This window comes from Sphingobacteriaceae bacterium GW460-11-11-14-LB5 (genome assembly GCA_002151545.1).
GTDB lineage: Bacteria > Bacteroidota > Bacteroidia > Sphingobacteriales > Sphingobacteriaceae > Pedobacter.
Map to the genome: position 1 here is coordinate 6,006,225 of CP021237.1, position 24,203 is coordinate 6,030,427.

Sequence of the window (24,203 nt, forward strand, 5' to 3'; positions counted from 1 at the left end):
AATAAAATGAAAAGCTCATTTAAAATAATATTGGCATCGGCGGTTTTAGTGTTATCATTAAACGCATGCAAAAAAGACGCATTAAATCTAACACCAACCAACGATGTAACAGCAGATATTGCTTACGCTACGCCTGCAGGTTACAAACAACAGTTGGTGAGGTTATATGCAAATTATGGATTAACAAGTCCATCGGGTTCAGATAACAGTGATGTTGGGGGCTTAAACTCAGGTTTTGCAGATTTTTTAAGGTTATTCTGGACCTCGCAAGAATTGGTGACAGATGAAGCAGTGTGTAACTGGGGCGATACCGGTATTCCTGAATTAGATAATGCAACCTGGTCTACCGATAACCAGTTTTTAAGGGGGTTATACTCACGCAGTATTTCGCAAATTACCCTGGTTAACGATTATTTACGTCAAAGTACTGCCGATAAACTGGCTTCACGTAATATTACCGGAGCCGATGCAACTAATGTTGCACGTTATCGTGCAGAAGCCCGTTTCTTACGTGCCTATCAGTATTGGGTATTGTTAGATGCATTTGGAAATCCGCCATTTGTTACTGAAGCTGATGAAATTGGAAAGGTTAACCCTAAACAGATTCAGCGTGCAGCCTTGTTTGCTTATGTGGAATCAGAATTGAAAGCCATAGAAAGCGACCTTGCTGAACCACGTGCGAACGAGTATGGCCGTGCCGATAAAGGCGCAGATTGGGCATTGCTGGCCAGGTTGTATTTGAATGCGCAAGTTTATACCGGTACTGCAAAATACACTGAAGCGATTACCTATTCAAGTAAAGTTATTGCGGCCAGTTATACTTTAAATCCGAGTTATGCCAATCTGTTTAAAGCAGATAACAATATCGGAAACACCGAGAATATATTAACCATTAATTATGACGGTGTAAACGGAACCAATTACGGAGGTACCACTTTCCTGATCAACGCAGCAGTTTATGCATCAGCTGATGCTGCAGGTATGGTGGCAGGTGACTATGGTGTGCCAAATGGTGGTTGGGCCGGTAACCGTACCCGTCAGAATTTACCAGCCTTATTTCCTAATACTACAGGATCTATTGATAAACGTGGTGTTTTTGTTGGACCGAAAGCCACAATAGATGCCATTTCAGATCCTAATGATGGTTTAAAGGTAACCAAGTTTAAAAATGTAACTTCCGGCGGAACAACGCCTGCATCATTAAACGGAACATTCAGTTCTTTAGATTTTGCCCTTTTCCGTTTGGCAGAACAATATCTTATTTATGGAGAAGCAGTCGCCAGAGGCGGTTCGGGTGGTAATGTAACAGATGCTTTAACTTACGTGAATAGATTACGTCAAAGAGCTTATGGCAATGCAAGCGGTAATGTTAGCGCAGCAGCTTTAACAACTGATTTTTATTTAGATGAAAGAGGTCGCGAGTTGTATTGGGAAGGTCACCGTCGTACCGATTTAATCCGTTATGGCAAATTTACCGGCGCTACTTATTTATGGCCGTTTAAAGGTGGTGTAAAAGCTGGTACTAGTTTGCCTGCTTACCGTAATCTATATCCGATTCCGAATGCCGATTTAATTGCAAATCCGAATCTGGTTCAAAACACTGGTTATTAATCTCATAACATATGAAATCAATATTATTTAAATCCTTAGCGGTATGCTGTTTAGCGGTATCGCTTTGGTCTTGCAAAAAAGACGAAACGCAGACGGTTTCGAATGTAAGCCCTGCGGGTACACTTACTGCCTCGGCTACGAGCTTAAGCTTAGTACAGGCAAATGGAACAAAACCTGCGTTGACCTTAACATTTCCTGCATCAACCGTTACGGGTTACACGGTTCCGGTAACCTCTACCATTCAGTTTGATATTAAAGGAAAAAACTTTGCTTCGCCTAAAGAATATGTAATCAGTACAACTTCCTATTCGCCTACGGTAAACGATTTTAATACCATGATGTTAGCACTGGGTGCAACTATCGGTACACCGGCGCAGGTAGAAGTAAGGTTGAAATCAGGTGCTGCGGCAAATGCCATGACCTATTCTAATGTAATTACGTTAAGCGCTACCCCTTATTTAGCATCGGCATGGATTTATGTACCTGGCAATTATCAGGGCTGGAACCCTTCAACAGCTGATAGTTTGGTGTCCTTAACCAGCAATGGCATTTATACCGGAATCATCAAGTTTGATGGTAGTCCGTTTAAAATTACACCAGAAAAAAAATGGGATGTAGCTTATGGCGATGCAGGTGGTGGTACAATTAGTACCTCTGGAGGCGATATCAGTTCAGTATCTGCAGAATTCAAACTACTAACCGTTGACTTAAATAAGAAAACCTATACCATTGCAAAAGCCGACTACTGGTCTGTTATTGGTAGTGCAATTCCTGGCAGTAACTGGGCAGTAGATACCGATTTAAAATTTATTAATGATGGAAAAGGCACCTGGCAAGCGAAAATTGCTTTAACAGCCGGTGCTTTTAAATTCAGATTAAACCACGATTGGACAACCAGTATTGGCAACAATGGCGCTGATATCATGGTAACCGATGCCGGAACCTATACTTTAACCTTAACCGTTAATGCTGATGGTAAAACCGGATCATACACCATGGTTAAAAATTAATCATTAACTAAACTATTCCTGTAGAGATCGTTTGATCTCTGCAGGATTTTTAAAATCATTAAAAAGTTTTAGCATGATAAAATCGCTTACCTCAGCTACCTTTTCTTCCGTTATTGCCTCTCCCTTTAATGCTCAAACTAAAATCCACGCAAATGTGCCGGGATTAAAAAAAATATTCATTGTCCTGGTTGTACTGTTTAGCAGTATCAATCTCTTCGCCCAAAAGCTGGAGCGTGTAGAGCCCATGTTCTGGTACGTGGGGATGCATAATCCTAAATTACAGTTACTCGTGCACGGCGATAACATTGCCCAAACCACAGTAGCCTTAACTTATCCAGGCGTTAAGCTGGTTAAAGTAAATAAAGTAGAAAATCCCAATTATCTATTTCTCGATTTAACAATTGCCGCTACCGTAAAATCGGGTAGTTTTCCAATCAATTTTTCTGTAAATGGCAAAAAGATATTCAGTTACACTTACGAATTAAAAAACCGCGATAAAAGCGCGGGTAGAATTCAGGGCGTAACCAACAAAGATTTTATTTATCTGCTTATGCCCGATCGTTTTTCGAATGGCGATAAAAGCAACGATGTAGTTCAGGGTTTAACAGAAATGGCATTAAACCGCGATAGCATGTACTACCGTCATGGTGGCGATATACAAGGCGTAATTAACCACCTCGATTACCTGAAAGATTTGGGTGTAACTACAGTCTGGATGACTCCGGAGGTAGAAAACGATATGCCACAGGCTTCTTACCACGGCTACGCAGTAACTGATCACTATAAAATAGATCCCCGTTATGGCACAAATGCACTTTACAAAAAGTATGTAGAGATTGCCCATGCCAAAGGATTAAAAGTAATTAAAGATATTGTACACAACCACATTGGTACACAACATTGGTTTTATAAAGATTTACCAATGAAAAACTGGTTAAACCAATGGCCAAAATATACCCAAACGAGTTACCGCGATCAGACCGTGATGGATGTGCATGCCTCTACGGCAGATCGTAAACAGATGTTAGATGGTTGGTTTGTACCTTCAATGCCCGATTTAAATCAAACCAATCCTTATGTGCAGAACTACCTTACCCAAAATCACATTTGGTGGATTGAATATGCTGGTATTGATGGTTTGCGTTTGGATACTTACGGGTATAACGATCCCGTTTATATGGCCGATTGGGCTTTAAAAGTTCAGGCGGAATTCCCTCATCTATCTGTTTTTGGTGAAACGTTGGTGACTGCAGTGGCCAACCAGGCCTTTTTTACAGGAGGAAATACCGTTAACCGTGGTTTTGATACACACCTTCAAGGTATAACCGATGCCACTTTGAAAGATGCCATTTACGAAGGAATAAATGGCAAGAACGGTTGGGTTGACGGAATTAACCGTTTGTATGCCACATTAGCGCACGATTTTCTTTATAAAAATCCAAATACCAACTGCATCTTTTTGGATAACCATGATATGAGCCGCTTCTATTCGATGGTGGGCGAAGATTTAGATAAATATAAAATGGGAATGAGCATCCTGTTAACCATGCGCGGCATTCCTGAAATGTATTACGGAACAGAAATTTTAATGAAAAACTTTTCCAATCCCGATGGTTTAATCCGTTCTGATTTCCCTGGTGGATGGGAAGGCGATAAAAAAGATAAGTTCATCGCTAATGGCCGTACCAATAAAGAAAATGATGCCTTCAACTTTGTTAAAACCTTGGCAAATTTTCGCAAAAGCAGCGCAGCACTACAAACAGGTAAACTGATGCAATTTGTCCCTCAGGATGATATTTATGTTTATTTCCGCTACAATGCAGAACCAAAAGGAACAGTAATGGTTATAGTAAACAATATTGACAAAGAAAAAATAATAAATACCGATCGTTTTGCCGAAAGAACAAAAGGGATTACAGCCGCTAAAAATGTAATCACAGGTGAAAACATCGATTTTAAAAGCATTAAAGTGCCTGCTAAAACAACATTGGTTTTAGTATTAAATTAATTCCCGTCGACTTAAGTCGACGACTACAGATAAAAAATATGCTAGAAATACTCCCGACTTCGGACTCCGGACTTCCGACTAAAATCAAGGCTTGTCTTTTTGACCTCGATGGCGTCCTGGTTGACACCGCCGTTTATCACTACAAAGCCTGGAAACGTTTAGCCAACACCATGGGTTTCGATTTTACAGAAGAGCAGAACGAACAGTTGAAAGGTGTTAGTCGCGTAGAAAGTTTGAATAAGATTTTGGCCTGGGGTGGTATAGAAAAAACAGATAGCGAAAAGGATGAGCTTGCTGGCTTAAAAAATAGCTGGTATGTAGATATGATTACTAAAATGACACCTGCAGAAGTTCTACCTGGAACGGTTGATTTCTTAACGGCGATTCATAAAGCGGGTTACAAATTGGCTTTAGGCTCGGCAAGTAAAAACTCAGGAATTATTTTGGAGAAAACAGATCTTGCTCATTTCTTCGATAAGATTGTTGACGGAAACATGGTGACCAAATCAAAACCCGATCCGGAAGTATTTTTAAAAGGAGCCGAACTCTTAGGCTTCGCACCTGACGAATGTGTGGTTTTTGAAGATGCTGTTGCGGGTGTAGAGGCTGCAAAAAGAGGCGGAATGAAAGCCATCGGTATCGGCGAAAAAAGCGTGCTTACCCAGGCAGATGTAGTCGTAAGCGGATTAGACAAATTAACAGTTAAAGACCTAGAAGAATTGTAAAGGAGTAGCAAGTATTAAGTAGTAAGTATCAAGTAGTAAATTTATCTTGATACTCAATTCTAATTACTTGATACTAGTTACTCGCTACTTGACTAAATATGAAAAATTACATTAAAGCAGATGAGTGGAATATTATCGAAGAAGGCTTTGATCCACATTTAAATAAAATTTCCGAAAGTATTTTCAGCTTAGGTAATGGCCGTATGGGCCAGCGCGCCAATTTTGAAGAAACTTACACCGGAGAAACCTTACCTGGAAATTATGTTGCAGGTGTTTATTATCCAGATAAAACCCGTGTGGGCTGGTGGAAAAACGGGTATCCGGAATATTTTGCAAAAGTATTAAACGCAGCAAACTGGATAGGCATTGAAGTAAAACTAGATGGTGAAATCCTTGATCTGGCAACAGCTGAGGTAAGCGATTTTAAACGTGTGTTGAACATGCATGCCGGATACCTGGAGCGTACTTTTACGGCAAAATTAAAAAGTGGTAAAACCTTAAAAGTTAAATCAACCCGTTTTTGCAGCATCGCTGATGATGAAGTGGGTGCCATCCGTTATAGCATTACGCCGTTAAATTTCGATGGCAGATTAACATTAATGCCTTTTATTGATGGCGATGTTAAAAATCAGGACAGTAACTACGACGAAAAATTCTGGGATAAAGTTGCAGATGAAATTTCTGGAACAGAGGCTTACATTAAATTAAGAACTAAGAAAACTGAATTTGAGGTTTGTACCGGGAGTAATATTGAACTATATAAAAATGCGGAGAAATTAGCGATTAACCCAGAGGCGGTTCGCAAAGAGAAATTTGTGGGGCAAACTTTTTCTCTTGAGGTAAAAGCAAACGAAGAGATCAGTTTGGTCAAAATTGCGGCGAATTTATCTTCAGAAAATTATCCAAAAGAATCACTTCTAAAAGAAACAAAATCGATAATTGCCAAAGCATCTGCCAAAGGTTTTGATACTTTATTAAAAGAACAAACTGAAGCCTGGGCAAGCAAGTGGGAAGAAAGTGATATCATTATCGAAGGTGATGTTTCAGCCCAACAAGCCATTCGTTTCAATATTTTTCAGCTTTTTCAAACCTACACTGGTAAAGATGACCGCTTGAACATCGGTCCGAAAGGTTTTACTGGCGAAAAATATGGGGGCTCTACCTATTGGGATACAGAAGCCTATTGTGTGCCTTTTTACCTGGCAACAGCCCCACAGGAAGTAAGCAAAAACCTATTAGTTTATCGCCATAAACAATTGGGCAAGGCAATAGAAAATGCAGCGAAATTAGGCTTTAAAGATGGTGCCGCACTTTATCCAATGGTGACGATGAATGGTGAAGAATGCCATAACGAGTGGGAAATTACATTCGAAGAAATCCACCGGAATGGGGCCATCGCTTTTGCCATTTTCAATTATATCCGCTATACAGGCGATGAAAGTTATCTTTCTGATTTTGGTTTGGAAGTATTGATCGGTATTGCCCGTTTCTGGAAACAACGTGTTAACTGGAGCAACGATAAACAGCAATACGTAATGCTTGGCGTAACTGGTCCAAACGAATACGAGAACAATGTAAACAACAACTGGTACACCAATATTTTGGCTACCTGGTGTATGAAATATGCAACCGAAGCTGCCGAAATCGTGAAAACGCAGCAGCCAGAAAAATATAACAGTTTATTAAAAAGCTTAAATTTCGATCAAAAGGAATTTGCCGATTGGGCAGATATTATCGAAAAGATGTATTATCCGCAGGATGAAAAATTGGGTATTTTCTTACAACAGGATGGCTACCTCGATAAAGAACAAACTTTAGTTAAAGATCTGCCGGCGAGCGAACGTCCGATTAACCAGAAGTGGAGCTGGGACAGGATTTTACGTTCGTGTTTCATTAAACAGGCTGATGTTTTACAGGGATTATATTTCTTTGAAGAAGACTACGATCTGGATACTTTGAAACGCAATTTCGATTTTTATGAACCGCGTACCGTACACGAAAGCTCATTATCTCCTTGTGTACACAGTATTTTAGCGGCAAAATTAAATGACGAAGCACGCGCCTATGAATTTTATCTGCGTACTGCCCGTTTAGATCTGGATGATTATAACAACGATACCGAAGATGGTTTGCACATCACTTCGATGGCAGGAACCTGGATGAGTGTGGTAGAAGGTTTTGCAGGTATGCGTGTGCGTGAAGGTAAACTGCAGTTTAATCCTTTCTTGCCAGGCAAATGGAAATCTTTTTCGTTTACCATTGGTTTCAGAGGCGCTACCTTAAAGATCAATATTACCGAGAGCGGCATCAGCATCAAAAACAATGCAGCGGTTGATTTAGAAATCGGCATCAGAAACCAGCTTTATAAATTGGCGGGAAATACCGAAATTGAAGTGAATAACGCAGAATTGGTATGAGAAAGGTAGAGGGTTTAAAGGTGGAAGGTAGAGGGTTAAAATCACTCGGTTTAACTAAACGAGATAACAGTCCCGCGTTTCATTTGTCCCCCTCTAGAGGGGGTAGGGGGATGATTATATCACTTTCCCTTACCTTTGCAATTCTCTCACTATCATCCTTTGCACAAAAACAGTCTACAAAAATGAACGATAAGCAGATCGTTATTTACCAGTTATTGCCCCGTTTATTTGGGAATAAAAATACAACCAATACCCCTTACGGAACCATTGAACAAAATGGTTCTGGTAAGTTTAACGATATTACCGATAAAGCTTTAGACGGTATAAAAGAACTCCATGTAAACTATGTGTGGTATACCGGCGCATTGGCCCATGCAAGTTTAACCGATTATTCGGCCTATGGAATTAAACCTGATGACGCCGATGTGGTAAAGGGTAGAGCGGGATCTCCTTATGCCATCCGCGATTATTATGATGTAGATCCCGATCTGGCGGTTGATGTTAAAAACAGAATGAAGGAGTTTGAAGCACTGGTGAAAAGAACACATGCTAAAAACTTAAAAGTGCTGATCGATTTTGTTCCCAATCACGTAGCCAGAAGTTACCATTCTTATGCAAAACCAAAAGATGTAGTCGATTTTGGTGCCCAGGATGATGTAACCAAAGCTTTTAGCGCCAGCAACGATTTTTATTATAGCCCTGGTCAGCCTTTTGCATCGCCAACTGGTGGGGCAACACAAACACCGCTTTCGGTTTTGCAGGACGGTAAGTTTAATGAGAATCCGGCAAAAGCTACCGGTAACAATGTATTTTCACCACAGCCTAAATACGATGACTGGTACGAAACCATTAAATTGAATTATGGGGTAGATTATCAGAATGGCGAAAAACAATACTTCAATCCCATTCCTCCGGTTTGGTTAAAAATGCGCGATATTTTAACCTATTGGACCAACAAAGGCGTGGATGGTTTTAGATGTGATATGGCCGAAATGGTGCCTATTGCGTTTTGGAACTGGGTAATTCCACAAGTGAAAAAAGTGAATCCTGATTTGATTTTTCTGGGCGAAGCCTACAATCCAAAAGTTTACAAACAATATTTAGATGAAGGTAAATTCGATTACCTCTACGATAAAGTGGGTTTATACGATGGACTTAAAAAACTGATCAGAAATGAACCAACTGCAGATGTAGCGGCGATTAAACACGTGTGGCAGGTAGAGAGTGCTGGTTTTGGCAAACATATGTTGCGCTTTTTAGAAAATCACGATGAAGAACGTATTGCATCAGCAGGATTTGCAGGCAAGGCCGAGCTGGCTTTACCTGCAATGGTTGTTTCGGCAACATTAGGTGCTGGTCCGGTGATGCTTTATTTCGGGCAAGAGGTGGGTGAGCCCGGAAAAGGACAAGAGGGTTTTGGCGGAGATGATAACCGAACCACTATTTTTGATTATTGGGGTGTTCCAAGCCACCAGAAATGGATGAATAATGGCGCCTTTGATGGTAAAAAATTAAGTGAAAACGAGCAGAAATTACGCGCTTATTATCAACAGTTATTAAAAGTTACTTCATCGAGTGATGCCGTAATGAATGGTGAAATTTATGAGGTGCCGGTTACAGGTAATATGAATAATCGCATGTATGCTTTTATCCGTTACTCAGGTAAACAACGTTTATTGGTAGTGGCCAATTTTGATCGGACACAAACCTTAACCGCCAATATCGAAATCCCTGATCAGATTTTAAAAGTTAAACATTCATCTCCGGTTACAGATTTGTTAACAGACAGAAAATTAAATATCCCGGCCGGAACAAGCATACCCGTAAGCCTTGCACCCGTTAGTGCACAGGTGATTGAATTTTAACCAATTGCCATGCGTTAAGCGTCACGCGTTTGGCGGTAGAGAATGGTGTAGATGAAATATTTAAATTAATTTATTAACCGAATAGGACGCCATGCGCCCAGCGCTAAGCGCTTAAACTAAACAAAATGAGCTTAAAAACAATATTCGAGAACCCAAAATTAACACTTGTACAAATCATCAACATGAGTGTTGGTTTTTTTGGGATTCAATTCGGTTGGGATTTACAGCGTGCAAACATGGGGCGTATTTACGAAAACCTTGGTGCCAATCCCGATCAGGTTCCTTTATTGTTTTTGGCTGCGCCCTTAACCGGATTATTGGTGCAGCCGATTATTGGTTACCTGAGCGATCGTACCTGGCATCCAAAATGGGGTAGAAGAAGACCTTATTTTATGATTGGGGCCATTGTGAGCAGCATTGCTTTAATTTTTATGCCGCATAGCAGTGTGCTGTGGATGGCAGCTGGTTTGCTTTGGATCCTGGATGTTTTTGGGAACATTGCCATGGAACCTTTCCGTGCATTTGTGACCGATAAATTACCCGATAGTCAGGTGAACCGCGGTTTCATTATGCAAAGTATGATGATTGGTTTGGGTGGAAGTGTAGCTTCGGCCTTACCATGGATTATGAACAATGTATTCCACTTAACCAATACCGCCGAACAGGGAAGTATTCCTGAAAATGTAAAGTTCTCTTTTTATATAGGCGCTTTTTTCTTCTTTGCTGCCGTATTGTGGACGGTTTTTACCACCAAAGAATATCCTCCGCAAGATGTAGATTTTAAAGAAAAAGTAAAAGAAAGCAATAAAGGTTTTGGTGGTGGTGCAAGGGAAATTTTTCATGCCTTAAGGAACATGCCAAAAAGAATGCAGATTGTTTCTTTGGTTCAGTTTTTTACATGGCCAGGTTTGTTTTTAATGTGGTTTTATTATACCACAGCTGTTGCCGTGAACGTTTTTGGTGGGAAAGATGCTGCCGACCCGGTTTACGCACAAGGTGCCGATTTTGGCAGTTTAACCCTCGCTTATTATAGCGTAATTACTTTTCTGTTTGCTTTGGTATTGCCAAAAATTGCAGATGCGCTAGGGAGAAAAACCACACATGCTTTATGCTTAATTTGTGGGGCAATTGGTTTAATCAGTGTGGCCTGGGTTCATGATAAAAATATGCTGTATCTCTGTATGACAGGGGTTGGTATTGCCTGGGCCAGTATCCTTTCTATGCCTTACGCCATGTTAAGCGGTTCTTTACCTAAAGATAAAATCGGGATCTACATGGGTATTTTTAACTTTTTTATTGTGCTGCCCGAAATTATTGCTTCACTTGGTTTTGGCTGGTTAATGCGCAATGTACTTAATAACGACAGGCTTTTAGCTGTTCAATTGGGTGGTGGCTTAATGATTTTAGCCGCTGTAATCTGTTATGTATTTATCCGTGAACCCAAAAAAACGGATGAAGTTTTAGCTGCCAAACTTGGAGTAGAAGAAAATAGATCAGTATAGATATTCCATGGTCTGTGCCTCCCACAGACCATTTGATTGATGTCCGTGGTTTGTGTGCTCACAAACCATTAGCGGGTATTTCGGTTTGTGAGCGCACAGACCGATAGAAAGGTTCGTCATTGAGAGTAGGAACGACTGCCTGTCCCGACTTTTCGGGGAAGCAATCTTAAAGCGATCGTGGTAAGATTGCTTCGGGCCTCGCAATGACGTGAATTAATAAAACCCCTAACCAAATGAAAAAAATAATTTACCGTCTTGGTTCGTGTCTGCACGAAACAAAAAAAGCAAAAAAGATAGTCTATCTATTGCTATTGGTAACAGCGTTCAATACCGCCTGTAAAAAAACATCAACAGATAGCGGTTTGGATCCTTCGCCAACAAACCAAACAGCAGCTTTACCAGCGGGAGCCAAAGATGGGGTGGTATTTATCAATAACGGAACATCGGCTATTGTAACCCTATATGCACCGGGCAAAAAATCAGTTTCCCTCATTGGCGAATTTAACGATTGGTCTGCAGCAACAACACCAATGAAAAATACACCTGATGGCAGTTATTGGTGGGTTCAGGTAGATCATTTAAACCCGAATACAGAATATGCCTACCAGTTTTATGTAGATGGTAACTTAAAGGTTGCCGATCCTTATTGTGAGAAAATACTCGATCCGAACAATGATCAATACATTACTGCCGCGACCTATCCAAACTTAAAAGCCTATCCAGCAGGTAAAACCACAGGTATTGTAAGTGTCATGCAGGCAAATCAGCCAACTTACACCTGGAAAAATGCCAGTTTTGTCCGTCCGGCTAAAGATAACCTGGTCATTTACGAATTGCTCATCCGCGATTTTACCACCGAGCATAATTATACCTCAACCTTAGCCAAACTCGATTATTTAACCGCTTTGGGGATCAATGCCATAGAGCTGATGCCGGTAACCGAATTTGAAGGTAATTTAAGCTGGGGTTATAATCCGTCATTTTATTTTGCACCTGATAAATATTACGGTACCAAAACGGCCTTGCAAAATTTTATCGATGAATGCCATGGCCGTGGCATTGCCGTGATTATGGACATGGTATTGAACCATTCCTTTGGCCAATCGCCTATGGTGCAATTGTATTTCGATGGCTCAAAACCTACTGCAAATAGCCCATGGTTTAATGTTGAGGCTAAACATCCATTTAATGTAGGTTATGATTTTAACCACGAGCATTTAGCGACCAAAAAATTCTCGAAAGATGTGATGAAGTTTTGGATGCAGCAATATAAAATTGATGGTTTCCGTTTCGATCTTTCGAAAGGATTTACGCAAAAGCAATCAACTGATGATGGACAGTTTAGGTTATATGATGCTGGCCGGATTGCGACCTGGAAAGACTATAATGGCTATATCAAAAGTATTGATCCGAATTTCTACGTGATTTTAGAGCATTTTGCTGAAGAATCAGAAGAAAAGGTATTGGCCGATGACGGTATGATGCTGTGGAACAACATGAATTACAACATGAACGAGGCTACAATGGGCTGGTTAGATGGCTCTAATTTTCAATGGGGTTTTTATGCCAATCATGGTTTTACGAAGTCTGAAAATTTGGTTGGTTATGGTGAGAGTCACGATGAAGAGCGGTTGAATTTTAAAAACATCAGCTATGGTAATGCTTCGGGCAGTTATGTAATTAAAGGAAACTTGGCTACTTCGTTAAAAAGAGAAGAACTGGTTGCTGCTTTTCTATTTAGTATCCCCGGACCAAAAATGATCTGGCAGTTTGGTGAATTGGGTTATGATATCAGCATCGATTTTAATGGAAGAACAGGTGAAAAACCAATTAAATGGGATTATTATACCGATCCGAACCGTAAAGCTTTGTACGATGCCTATGCTAAATTGATCAGGTTGAAAAAGAATAACAGCATTTTTAATTCAACAAACTCAAGTTATAACCTGGCTGGTGGAATCAAGTATATTAAACTAATAGAGGGTGCAAATACGGTAGTGGTGGTTGGAAATTTTGATGTGGTAAGCCAGACGGCCAATATTGATTTTGGTTCATCGGGCATTTGGGTCGATGCGGTTGGAAGCAGTATTGACCTTTCATCAAATAGCTATAACAGAACTTTGGCCCCTGGTGAATATCATATTTTCAGCAAAACGGCTTTAAAATAATATTCAAACCTATCAGGTTTTCGAAACCTGATAGGTTTTTTTAATTGATCGAAATCTGTACGTAATAATCTTGTTGTTTTTAGTTAATATTGTGATAACAACTAACAATTTTAATGGATAACAAATTAGCGCATCACTTATTATGGGAACGATTACGGGTTGGCGATAAAGATGCGTTTTTTGATCTCTATGCGGCACTTTATTACCCGCTTGTAAATTTCGGGATCAGGGTTTGTGCCGATGCAGATACTTCCAGTGAAGCTACGGACCTTGTATTTACCACCATTTGGGAGAAACACGAAAGCCTAAGCCGTGTTGATCATGTTGAAGCCTATCTGCGTACCTTCCTTAAACGCAAACTGCTCAGGATTTTAGAAAGGAAGCGCAAAATTAACGATGCACTTTTTAATGCTGGCGCCGATGGTGAGTGGATGGAAATGAGTTACGAAGAGTTTATTGTTAAAGTACAAAGTGATGAACTGGTGCAACATCAGCTTAAAAATGCCCTCGAAAAACTGACCTTTCGCCAAAAACAGCTTATCCATTTGAAGTTTTTTGATGGATTAAGTTATGAACAGATCGCCGAGCAAAGTAATCAGACAATAAAAACAGCCTACAATACCATTTACGATGCGCTTAAAATCCTGAGAAAAGAATTTAATGCGTAAATCTCCGCATTTCGTCATCTCGATTGCAGCGCAGCGGAATGGAGAGATCTTTTGCAGTTAGTTCAATTCCTTTATAAACTTCTGATTTGGGCAGAAAATCTGCGTTAACGATAGGAGCGGCATCCTTTTGGTGATCCTGAGCCAGTTGAAGGAAAGCCAAAAGATACAGCGGATAGCGTGTTAAAACGCCCCAAAAATTAATAACTTAAATTTCTGAAGTCTTTCTATTCTCACAGTCTGCCAGTTTGAGATAGTGGTTTTTATATTTTGAAAACGAACATCCCTGTCTCCGTGGGTGCTATAGTCCCGATATACACTCCAATCTTTTTATTGCAAATAAACGTTATAGTTAAATATGGTTGTAAGCAATAAAAAGGATTTCCGTTTCTACCGCCTGCCTGCTGCAGGCAGGGGTTTAGGAACAACGGGCTGGTGCTACTTGGCGGCTTCCCGTGCAATTGCTTTCCAAAAAACATAAAAACTACTTAAACCTTGAGCGGATCAACTCCTTTGTGTTTCTTAAGCTGCATTCCTGCAAATTAAATTTCTTCATTTAATCTGCTTTCAGCGCATATATTCGGCTGTGTTAAAAAAAAGTTAAAATTTCCTTAGGAAAAAGTAAAGCTTTTGGGCACTGATATATAAAAGGCAAATTAGAATGGTTGATAGAAGTAAATTCAATGCAGAAGATTTTCTTGTCGATAGCACTTTTCAGCAATATTGCGCTGGAACCGACAAGCTTTGCATTGGATATTGGGAGAAGTACGTTAATGCCCACCCCGAGCAGGCTGCAGTAATTGCAGAAGCAAAAAAACTTTATCTGATATTGAGTGGCAATAAACGCCCCTTAACTAAACAGACGGAAAGTTTGAAGGAAAGTATGTTTCCTGAAGAAAAGGTAGTTAAACTGAACCGTTATTTATGGCTTAAAATTGCAGCCGCATTGGTTTTTGTGCTGGGCTCGGTTTTGGTTTACAATAGCTACTTTAATAACAGTAATACCAAAAACGTGGTGCAGGAGGTTTATACTTTTACTACAAAAAGTGGTGAACGTAAAAAAATTAAGCTTCAGGATGGAACATCGGTACTCTTAAACGCAAAAAGTTCTTTATCTGTTACCAAAGGTTTTAACGATCAGTGCAGAGAGGTGACCTTAACAGGCGAGGCTTTTTTTGATGTAGCCCATGATAAAAATAAACCTTTTAAAGTACATACAAGTGATTTTAACATCAATGTACTGGGTACTGCTTTTAATGTGAAAGCTTATCCTGATGAAACAACGTCAGAAGCCACTTTAATTCGTGGCTTAATTACCATGGAGGCGATAAATGGAAATGGCGGAACCATTACTTTAAAACCAAGTCAGAAAGTTACTTTTTACAAAAATGTTGCGCCGCAACAAAAAAGTAAATTGCTTAAGCCTACAGCCTTACAGCCCGAAATTACGATCAATCATTACACCAAGATTAAAGATAGCACCATTGTAGAAACCGCATGGACGCAGAACCGGATCGAAATATACGATCAGGATTTTGATGAGATTAAGAATGTTTTAGAAAAATGGTATAACGTAGAAATTAAGTTTACAGATCCTTCAATAGAAAAATACCGTTTTACGGCAACCATCACCAACGAAAGTATTGAAGAAGTTTTACACGCCTTAAAAGCAACTGAAAATAATTTTAAATATGAGATAAAAGGAAAACAGGTAACCATCTCGAAATAGGAAGATAAAAAGGACGGTGTTGGAGCACCGCCCTTAACAATTTCTCTTTTGATTAATTAATGGCAGTTTATGCGCAAACAGATTGCTGCCAAGAACTTTATGCAACCAAAAAAACAAAAATATGATTTATTATTACTTACTGCAAGGGCGCCCAAAATATAAAGCGCTTCTAAAATTCATTATGCTAATGAAACTAGCCTGTATTATGGTTTTCATTACCTGTCTTAATGTTTCGGCATCGGTTTTTTCTCAGGAAAAAATTTCTTTAGATGTTAAGAAAACAAAGCTAGCCAGGGTATTACAGATTATTGAGCAGCAAAGCAGTTACCATTTTGTTTACAGCTCTTCTTACGTTCCCGTAAATAAGGATGTAAGCATTACTGTAACCAATACTTTGGTTACTGACGTATTGGCTGCCATTTTAAACAGAACGAACCTGAAATATTCTGTTTCTGATGGTGGCTTGATTGTCATTAGCAAAAATAAAGAAGTCCCGATTTCGGGAACAGTTAAAGATGCACTTGGAGGTGCTTTACCTGGTGCAAGCGTTAGGGTTAAAGGAACAGGTATTGGTACTTCTACCGATGTAAACGGTAAATTTGCTTTAAATGCTCCTGAAAATGCTACGCTGGTTATTTCTTATGCTGGTTTTCAAACCAGGGAAATTGCTATCGGTTCACAAACCAATATCGATGTTGTACTCTCAGAAGATACCAAACAGCTTACTGATGTGGTGGTTACGGCTTTAGGCATCAAAAAAGAAAGAAGGGCCCTGGGTTATTCGGTAACACAGATTGGTGGTGAAACCTTAACACAGGCCCGCGAAAATAACATTACCAACTCTTTGGTGGGTAAAGTAGCAGGTTTGGATATCGCCGGTACTTCTGGAGGTGCAGGGGCAGCCACCAATGTGACTATCCGTGGTGTTTCCAGTTTAGGCCCATCAAGTCAGCCATTGTATGTGGTAAATGGTATTCCAATGGAAAGTGCACCGGTTGGTTTTGGAAGCACCATTGGTATTGGTAATAATGGAGGTCAATACGATAATGCACCAGATTTAGGCGATGCGATTAGCAACTTAAATCCTGATGATATTGAGAGTATTTCGGTATTGAAGGGCGCTGCAGCTTCTGCACTTTATGGTAATAGGGCCAAAGCAGGTGTAATTTTGATTACCACCAAAAGTGGAAAAGGGAACAATATTGAGTTTAGCAGTAATTATGTTGCCGAGCAGGTGATGGATAGAACCAACTGGCAATATATATACGGACAAGGTGTAAACGGCCAGAAACCAGCTACGCAACTGGCTGCTGCTTCTACCGGAAGTTCGAGCTGGGGTGCCAGGTTAGATGGTTCTAATGTGGTTCAGTTTGACGGGGTAAGCAGACCTTATTCTGCTCAGGAGGATAACATTGAAGATTTTTACAGAACAGGAGGAACTTTTACCAACACCCTGGCCTTAAACAAATCGTTTACGGGTGGAGTAATGCGCTTATCGGCAAGCGATTTAACCAATAGGTCGGTTGTACCTAACTCGGGTTTAAACAGACAAAATTTTACCCTCTCTGGTACTTTCGATCCAATCAAGAACCTGGTGATTGATGCCCGTTTCAACTATATTTTAGAACAGGCCAAAAACAGGCCGATGGTTTCAGATGGTGCAGGTAATGCCAATTATAATGCCGCATTTTTGCCAACTAGTGTAAATATTGAAACACTAAAGCCGGGTAAAAAACCTGATGGAACGGAGCTTTCATACAATACCGGTAATACCTATGCAACCAATCCCTGGTTTGCAGCTTATGATTTTATACACAATACCAAAAGAGAACGTTTATTAAGCTCTATCAGTGCAAAATATACCTTCGATAACGGATTGTTTTTACAGGCGCGTGCAGGTAGAGATTCTTACAACGATAATTACGTTGCGGTTACGCCGTCTGGTACAGCTTATGATGCTGACGGAGGTTACACCGAACAGATCAGTAAATTCTCCGATATCAATGTAGATGCATTAATTGGTAAATCTTTTAAAATAGATGATTTCTCCATTACCCCTAATTTTGGAGCAAGTTATCGTCGTACCAAAGGTTCAGGAACCACCAATACCGGCGGATCTTTCCAGATTTTTGGCGTTTATAATTTAGCCAATACCGGAGGTAAAGCAGTTGCTGTTTATCAGACCGATCAGGAAACTCAATCGGTTTATGGAACGTTAGAAGTAACCTATAAAGATATTTTATATTTAACAGGAAGCGCACGTAACGATTGGTTTTCTACATTGGCAACACCGGGAAGAGATAATAAATTAAATACGATTTATCCATCCATAAGTGGTTCATTCGTTTTCACCGAATTATGGAAACCTTCTTTCTTAAGCTTTGGTAAATTAAGGGCGGGTTATGCAAACGTTGGGCAGGCAACTACCCCTTTCCAAACACAGCTTTATTATAATTTACGTAGTGAAACCATTAATGGTAGCTCGCTCGGAAATATTGTAAATGCTGCAATCCCGAATGCTACTTTAAAAGCATCTAGTGCCAGTGAGCTGGAAGTTGGTACGGAAATGAGGTTTTTTGGCGATCGCCTTAGTGTAGATTTTACCTGGTACAATAAAAAATCGAAAGATGAAATCCTTGCTGTTCCTACTTCAACTACAACCGGTTATAACGGCGCATTTTTAAATATTGGTAAGTTGCAAAACCGTGGGGTTGAAGCCTTAGTGTCAGGCGTTGTTTTAAAAAATAAAGATTTCAGCTGGACCTCAACCATAAATGGTTCATATAACGATAACAAGGTAATTACATTGGCACCAGGTACCGCCTCGCAACCTTTGGCAACCTCCAGAAGTAATGTTGGTTTCTTACAAAACCTGGAAGGACTGGCTATTGCACAGATAATGGCTTACGATTATAAATATGATGCCAATGGCAATATTATAAAAGATACCAACGGTATTCCGGAAAGAGGAGACTTGAAACCTTATGGCTCAGCCTATAACAAGTGGACTGCTGGTTGGAACAACGAGTTTAACTATAAAGGCATTAACTTTTCATTCCTGATAGATGGTAAATGGGGCGGTAAAATTTTCTCTGCAACTGATTATTATGGTTATGTGTTTGGCTTGCACCAGGCTACGCTGGAAAACCGCGATGCTCTAGGCATAAATGCAGCAAATTATTACAGCACTTTCGCCAATAATGTATCAAAACAGTTTGTTCAGGATGCCAGTTTTATCAAATTCAGACAGGTTATTCTGGGTTATAATTTCCCTGGAAAACTGTTCAATAATAAGATTAAAGGTTTAAATGTGAGTTTTGTTGGTCGTAATTTATTCATCCTGATGAAGAAAACAGACAACATCGATCCCGAGTCGAGCTATAATGCAACCATTCCGGGTATGGAGCTGGGCGGAGTACCACCGGTGCGCACCTACGGTTTAAATTTAAGTGTTAAGTTATAATCCTTTAAACGAATTGAAAATGAAAACGATCATAAAATTATACGTACCACTTTTATTATCTGGATTAGCCCTGATAGCTGGTTGTACCAAAGACTTTGAAAAAATTAATACAGATCCAACCTCAGTTGGACAAGAGCAATACAATCCGAACTTTCTTTTATCTACAGCCCAGTTAAATTATACCGGAAGCATCGATTTTGCTTACGAAACCTGGCGGGGAAATTTAATCTATGCTTCTACCATGATGCAGGGCATGTCGTCGGTAATTGGTTATTGGGCAGGTGATAAATATATGCTTAATGAAGGTTACACAGCAGCTTATTGGGAGAAAGCTTATCCTGATCAGGTTAAATATGCTGCAGATTTAGTGGAGTTTACCAAAGGAAAAAACCAATATAATAACGTTTATCAGATGGGTAGAATCTGGAAAGCCCTGATTTTTGAGCGATTAACAGACTTATATGGCGATATACCTTATTTTGATGCAGGAAGAGGCTATTATACGGCAAATTTATATCCTAAATATGATGCACAACAAGCCATTTATACCGATCTGTTAAAAGAGGTTGATGAAGCGAGTACTGCCTTAAATGCCAGTGGTGATAAAGTAACAGGCGATCTTGTTTTCGCCGGCGACATTGCAAAGTGGAAACGTTTTGGAAATAGTTTGATGTTACGTATGGCCATGAGGTTAACCAAGGCTGATGCTACTCTGGCCCAGACCTACATCAATAAAGCAGTTGGTAAAACCATGACAGGCGATGCAGATAATGCTTTATTTAAACATGATAGCAATGGTGCCCGTGTAACACAGAACAGAAATGCACAGGTTTTATTGGGCGATGGTGGTCAGGAGAATTATTACACCAGGTGGAGCAGTACCTTCATCAATTATTTAAAAACAAATAACGACCCACGTTTAGGCAAGGTAGCGGTAACCAAGTTATATTTAACGGATGGGACCAAGGATCAGAACCCTGCTTTCGTTACGAATCCTGCGGTGCAAAAAGGAATGCCTAATGGTAAAGATTTAAGTGGTATTGCAGGAAGAGATGTTCGTCAGGATCCTTCTTACACTGATTTTACAGATTATTCTTCTCCAAATCCAGGTATGTTAAAAAGAGATGGCAACACTTTTATCCTCACCTATGCCGAAACAGAACTGCTATGGGCAGAGGCGGCACAACGTTATGGTATTGGTGGTTCGGCAGCTACACATTATAATGCTGGTGTAACTTCTGCAATGACCTATCTTTCTCAATATGATGCATCAATGGCTATAAGTGGAACCGATGCTGCGGCTTATTTAACCGCCCATCCATATGTAGCGGCCAATGGTTTAGAGATGATTGGCACCCAATACTGGGCGCATACCATTACCATGCTCGATTTTTATGAAGCCTGGTCGAACTGGAGAAGAACAGGTATCCCTGCGCTGGTACCTATTGTATATCCGAACACCAACACGGGCGGTTCAATTCCACGTCGTTTTCCTTACCCACTTTTCGAAGGGGTTACCAATGCCGTAAACTATAAAGCGGCATCAGCAGCTGTTCCGGGAGGCGATAAGCTGGTGGGAAAAGTATGGTGGGATAAATAAAATAATTAATATCATCCCGATTTTTACCAGCCGATATTGCATTTTGCAATGTCGGCTTTTTTTATGGTCTGTATTTTAGGCCCATCCATTTGCGATAATGATCAACTTGTTAAAGTTCTATATTCATCAAACGTTTGCGCGAAACTTGCTTGAGCGTATCAAAAAGTTTAGTTTATCTTTAACTCACATGAGCACCATCTTCAGCATTAAAACTGTGATCTGCTCAACAGAATAAGCTAAACGCTAATAATATTAATTCAGTATTTACACATGAAAAGCATGCTATTTACGGTTGGTTTCATTATCACCGCTCAAAGTCTTTTATTCGGTCAAACCGACAGCACGGTTATTAAATCAGTGCCTAATATTAAAGAACTAAAAGCCGGCGATAAGAAAGTTGTTTTCCCCGAAAGCCCGAAAGGTTATTCGCTGGTATTCAAAGGAAGTAACCGCACCCCGATTATCGATGAATCTGGAAGCATAACCACGCCTTTGGTGGCAACAAATGTCAACTTGTACTTCCAGCTGGTTAGTCAGGTAAGCGATTCGATAAAATATGATGTATCCAGGCAGGTTGTTGTTCCAGGCAAATTCTCTGATTCGGGTGTTAACCCACAACCCTTTGTAATTCCTGCCTTGCGCGAATGGCATGGCGGCAAGGGTGAGTTATTTTTAACGGCCACCAGCAGAATTGTTTTAAATGCAGCGAATGAAAAACAATTGCAAAACGCTGCCAATATTTTAAAACAAGAACTGAAAGATCAGTTAGGTTTTAACCTGTTAATTGTGAAAGGTAAGCCTAAAAAGGGAGATGTTTTTTTAACCTTAAACGCAAATGATAAAAGCATTGGCGAAGAAGGTTATTACTTTGATACAGATGAATATGTTACCATCAGTGCAGTAAAATATCAAGGATTATTCTGGGGAACGAGAACTTTATTACAGTTATTGGAGCAGAAAAATGCCATTCCAAAAGGATTAGCAAGAGATTATCCAGAGTTTAAAGTCCGCGGATTTGTACTCGATGTAGGCCGTAAGTTCTTTAGCCTTCAGTTTTTAAGAGATTATGTGAAATTCATGTCGTATTACAAATTGAACGATTTTCAGATTCATTTGAATGATAATGGCTTTAAAAAATATTTCAACGATAACTGGGCCGATACCTATTCGGCTTTCCGTTTAGAAAATACAACCTATCCGGGGTTAACCGCAAAAGACGGTTCCTATACCAAAAAGGAATTTATAGCATTACAACAACTGGCCGATCAGTATGCTGTTCGCATTATTCCAGAAATTGATGCACCAGCACATGCACTGGCCTTTACCAAAGTGGTTCCCGAAATTGGCAGTAAAGCATATGGTATGGACCATCTCGATCTCCATAATCCACTTAGTTATACGGTTATGGAAAATGTGTTTAAAGAATATATTTCTGGTAGCACACCCGTGTTTACCGGTAAAGCAGTTCACATTGGTACCGATGAATATGCTAAAAAAGATGCCGAAGTTTTTAGGGCTTTTACCGATCGCATGATTAAATACGTAGAAGGTTTTGGGAAAGATGTAAGGCTTTGGGGAGCGTTAACCCATGCAAAGGGTACTACTCCTGTTAAAGTAGAAAATGTGGTGATGAATACCTGGTACAATGGTTATGCAAATCCTATTGAAATGAAGAAACTGGGCTATAAGCAAATTAGTACGCCTGATGGATGGTTGTATATTGTACCGGCAGCGGGCTACTACTACGATTACCTGAATATTAAAAATCTTTATAATAAATGGACGCCTTCGATGATTGGAAACGTTCAGTTCCCATCAGGCGATCCGACCATATTAGGTGGTTCTTTTGCCGTATGGAATGATATTGTAGGCAACGGAATTACAGAGAAGGATGTACACGACAGGGTATTCCCGGCAATGCAGGTGTTAGCACAAAAAATGTGGGGAGGCAGTAATACCACTTTAAAGTTCGATGATTTTAATGTGTTGAGCAAAAAGATAGGAGAAGGACCCTCGTTAAATATAAGTGGAAAGTTATCTAAAAACGATGTGCCATTTACAGCTCAATTTAATTTTGATAAAAAGGATAATCAGATCAAAACCACTGGCGCGGCATATGCAGAAGGATATGCAAAAAATGCGTTATCATTTTCAGGAAAGGATAGTTACGCCAGGTTGCCTTACACTGAAATAGGATATAACTATACGGTTTCTTTTTGGGTAAATCCTGCAAATAACAATGCAGATGGTGCAGTGTTATTCAAATCGCCTAATGCAACTGTAAAATTAAAACAAACAGGTACCGGTAAACTTGGCTTTTCAAGGGAGGGTTATGATATCGATTTCGGATATGTTTTACCTGAAAATAGCTGGACCCACGTAGTGATAACCGGAACCAATAAGGGTACTAGTCTTTATGTAAATGGCAAACTTGAAAAACGCTTGTACGATAACTGGATCACGTTTACGGATAAAGACAAAACGAAAGTACGTAAATCGGAAACTTTGTTTTTTCCGCTTCAAACCGTAGGTGGATTTAAAGGGAAGATAGATGAATTACAGGTTTGGAACAAGGTATTATCAGATGAAGAGATCCTGGCCTTAAAATGATAAAAAAGAATTAAACAATACCCGTCTCGATTAAATTAGTTTTTACCAGCCGATACCGCATTTGCGGTATCGGCTTTTTTGTTCTGCATATTTCGGATAACATTTTAGGCAAACGTTTGTGCTGTACCAATTTCCGGCTTTATTTTCTGATGCTTAAACCCTATCTAAACTGTAATATTAAACAGTCGCAGGTGTTTGATTTGGTTGTATTTTTTGATTTTGTATCCTCTTATTAATCAAACGTTTGCGCGTTGATTCGGAAAAATATCTTCGCTGCAAACCATTATCTTTAATTAACAGGCTGCGATATCACCACGTAATTTAATGTTTGTTCATTTTAACTACCTTGGTAAGATTGTAGTTGTATTTTCTGGCGCAATACACAAATGATTTTTAATTAATATTTAACCAATTTAAACCAAAGAAAATGAAAAAAACAATTGCTTTACTAGTCGCTACCTTAGCTTTTACCGTTTGTCTGTTTAGTAGTTTTACGCCCGAAAAAGTAGCCCTTGCTCCAAAAAAGGTGATGCGTAGAGGTGTAGTTACGGTTACTAAAAATTTTACCACCAGTAATGGACTGGCTGCTGTGGCAACACTTCAGTATACTACAGGTCAGGTATATAACAGCATCACCGTAACCATACAGGGAGAAGGTAACGTTCCGTTAACTTCGGTATCACATTCCTCAGGCCCGATTTATGCCGATACTTTTGAAGGTTACAAAGCCGGATCTTATTATGAATATTTTGTAGATGTATTGGTTACCGGAAACCAAACTATAGGCTGGCAAATTGCAGATGCAAGCGCCGAAGCGGTTGTTATTTAAA

14 protein-coding genes are annotated in these 24,203 nt (G+C 39.8%); all 14 read left to right on the forward strand.

The genetic code is table 11. The features are described 5' to 3' along the window. Nucleotides 1-6: 6 nt before the first annotated feature. The 14 genes from CA265_24635 to CA265_24700 all read left to right on the forward strand — a co-directional run bounded on the left by CA265_24635 (nucleotide 7) and on the right by CA265_24700 (nucleotide 24,202). Complete coding sequence (locus tag CA265_24635; GenBank protein ID ARS42676.1) at nucleotides 7-1,611, forward strand: RagB/SusD family nutrient uptake outer membrane protein; 1,605 nt, start codon at nucleotides 7-9, stop codon at nucleotides 1,609-1,611. 11 nt (nucleotides 1,612-1,622) lie between these two features. Continuing rightward, on the forward strand, nucleotides 1,623-2,621 hold the full coding sequence (locus CA265_24640) for a DUF5116 domain-containing protein (protein ARS42677.1): 999 nt from the start codon (nucleotides 1,623-1,625) through the stop codon (nucleotides 2,619-2,621). Between the two features lie 73 nt (nucleotides 2,622-2,694). Then, complete coding sequence (locus CA265_24645) at nucleotides 2,695-4,629, forward strand: alpha-amylase (protein ARS42678.1); 1,935 nt, start codon at nucleotides 2,695-2,697, stop codon at nucleotides 4,627-4,629. A gap of 38 nt (nucleotides 4,630-4,667) precedes the next feature. Then, on the forward strand, nucleotides 4,668-5,354 hold the full coding sequence (locus tag CA265_24650) for a beta-phosphoglucomutase (GenBank protein ID ARS42679.1): 687 nt from the start codon (nucleotides 4,668-4,670) through the stop codon (nucleotides 5,352-5,354). Nucleotides 5,355-5,452: 98 nt separating this feature from the next. Continuing rightward, the gene (locus CA265_24655) at nucleotides 5,453-7,771 is read left to right on the forward strand and encodes a family 65 glycosyl hydrolase (protein ID ARS42680.1); all 2,319 of its coding nucleotides are present in this window, start codon (nucleotides 5,453-5,455) and stop codon (nucleotides 7,769-7,771) included. A gap of 110 nt (nucleotides 7,772-7,881) precedes the next feature. Next, entirely contained in the window at nucleotides 7,882-9,636 is a 1,755-nt protein-coding gene (locus CA265_24660) for an alpha-amylase (protein ARS42681.1), read from the forward strand. 125 nt (nucleotides 9,637-9,761) lie between these two features. Beyond that, complete coding sequence (locus tag CA265_24665) at nucleotides 9,762-11,138, forward strand: MFS transporter (protein ID ARS42682.1); 1,377 nt, start codon at nucleotides 9,762-9,764, stop codon at nucleotides 11,136-11,138. A gap of 233 nt (nucleotides 11,139-11,371) precedes the next feature. Further along, complete coding sequence (locus CA265_24670) at nucleotides 11,372-13,306, forward strand: alpha-amylase (protein ID ARS42683.1); 1,935 nt, start codon at nucleotides 11,372-11,374, stop codon at nucleotides 13,304-13,306. 113 nt (nucleotides 13,307-13,419) lie between these two features. Continuing rightward, nucleotides 13,420-13,974 carry an RNA polymerase gene (locus CA265_24675; protein ARS42684.1) on the forward strand — a complete coding sequence of 185 codons (555 nt, stop codon included), beginning with the start codon at nucleotides 13,420-13,422 and terminating at the stop codon, nucleotides 13,972-13,974. A gap of 658 nt (nucleotides 13,975-14,632) precedes the next feature. After that, the gene (locus CA265_24680) at nucleotides 14,633-15,700 is read left to right on the forward strand and encodes a hypothetical protein (protein ARS42685.1); all 1,068 of its coding nucleotides are present in this window, start codon (nucleotides 14,633-14,635) and stop codon (nucleotides 15,698-15,700) included. A gap of 121 nt (nucleotides 15,701-15,821) precedes the next feature. Further along, a complete protein-coding gene (locus tag CA265_24685) occupies nucleotides 15,822-19,163 on the forward strand; it encodes a SusC/RagA family TonB-linked outer membrane protein (protein ID ARS42686.1) in 3,342 nt (1,113 codons plus the stop codon). Between the two features lie 19 nt (nucleotides 19,164-19,182). Continuing rightward, a complete protein-coding gene (locus tag CA265_24690; protein ARS43117.1) occupies nucleotides 19,183-20,763 on the forward strand; it encodes a SusD/RagB family nutrient-binding outer membrane lipoprotein in 1,581 nt (526 codons plus the stop codon). Nucleotides 20,764-21,042: 279 nt separating this feature from the next. Next, entirely contained in the window at nucleotides 21,043-23,373 is a 2,331-nt protein-coding gene (locus CA265_24695; protein ID ARS43118.1) for a hypothetical protein, read from the forward strand. A gap of 427 nt (nucleotides 23,374-23,800) precedes the next feature. Continuing rightward, entirely contained in the window at nucleotides 23,801-24,202 is a 402-nt protein-coding gene (locus CA265_24700; protein ID ARS42687.1) for a hypothetical protein, read from the forward strand. Nucleotide 24,203 lies beyond the last annotated feature (1 nt).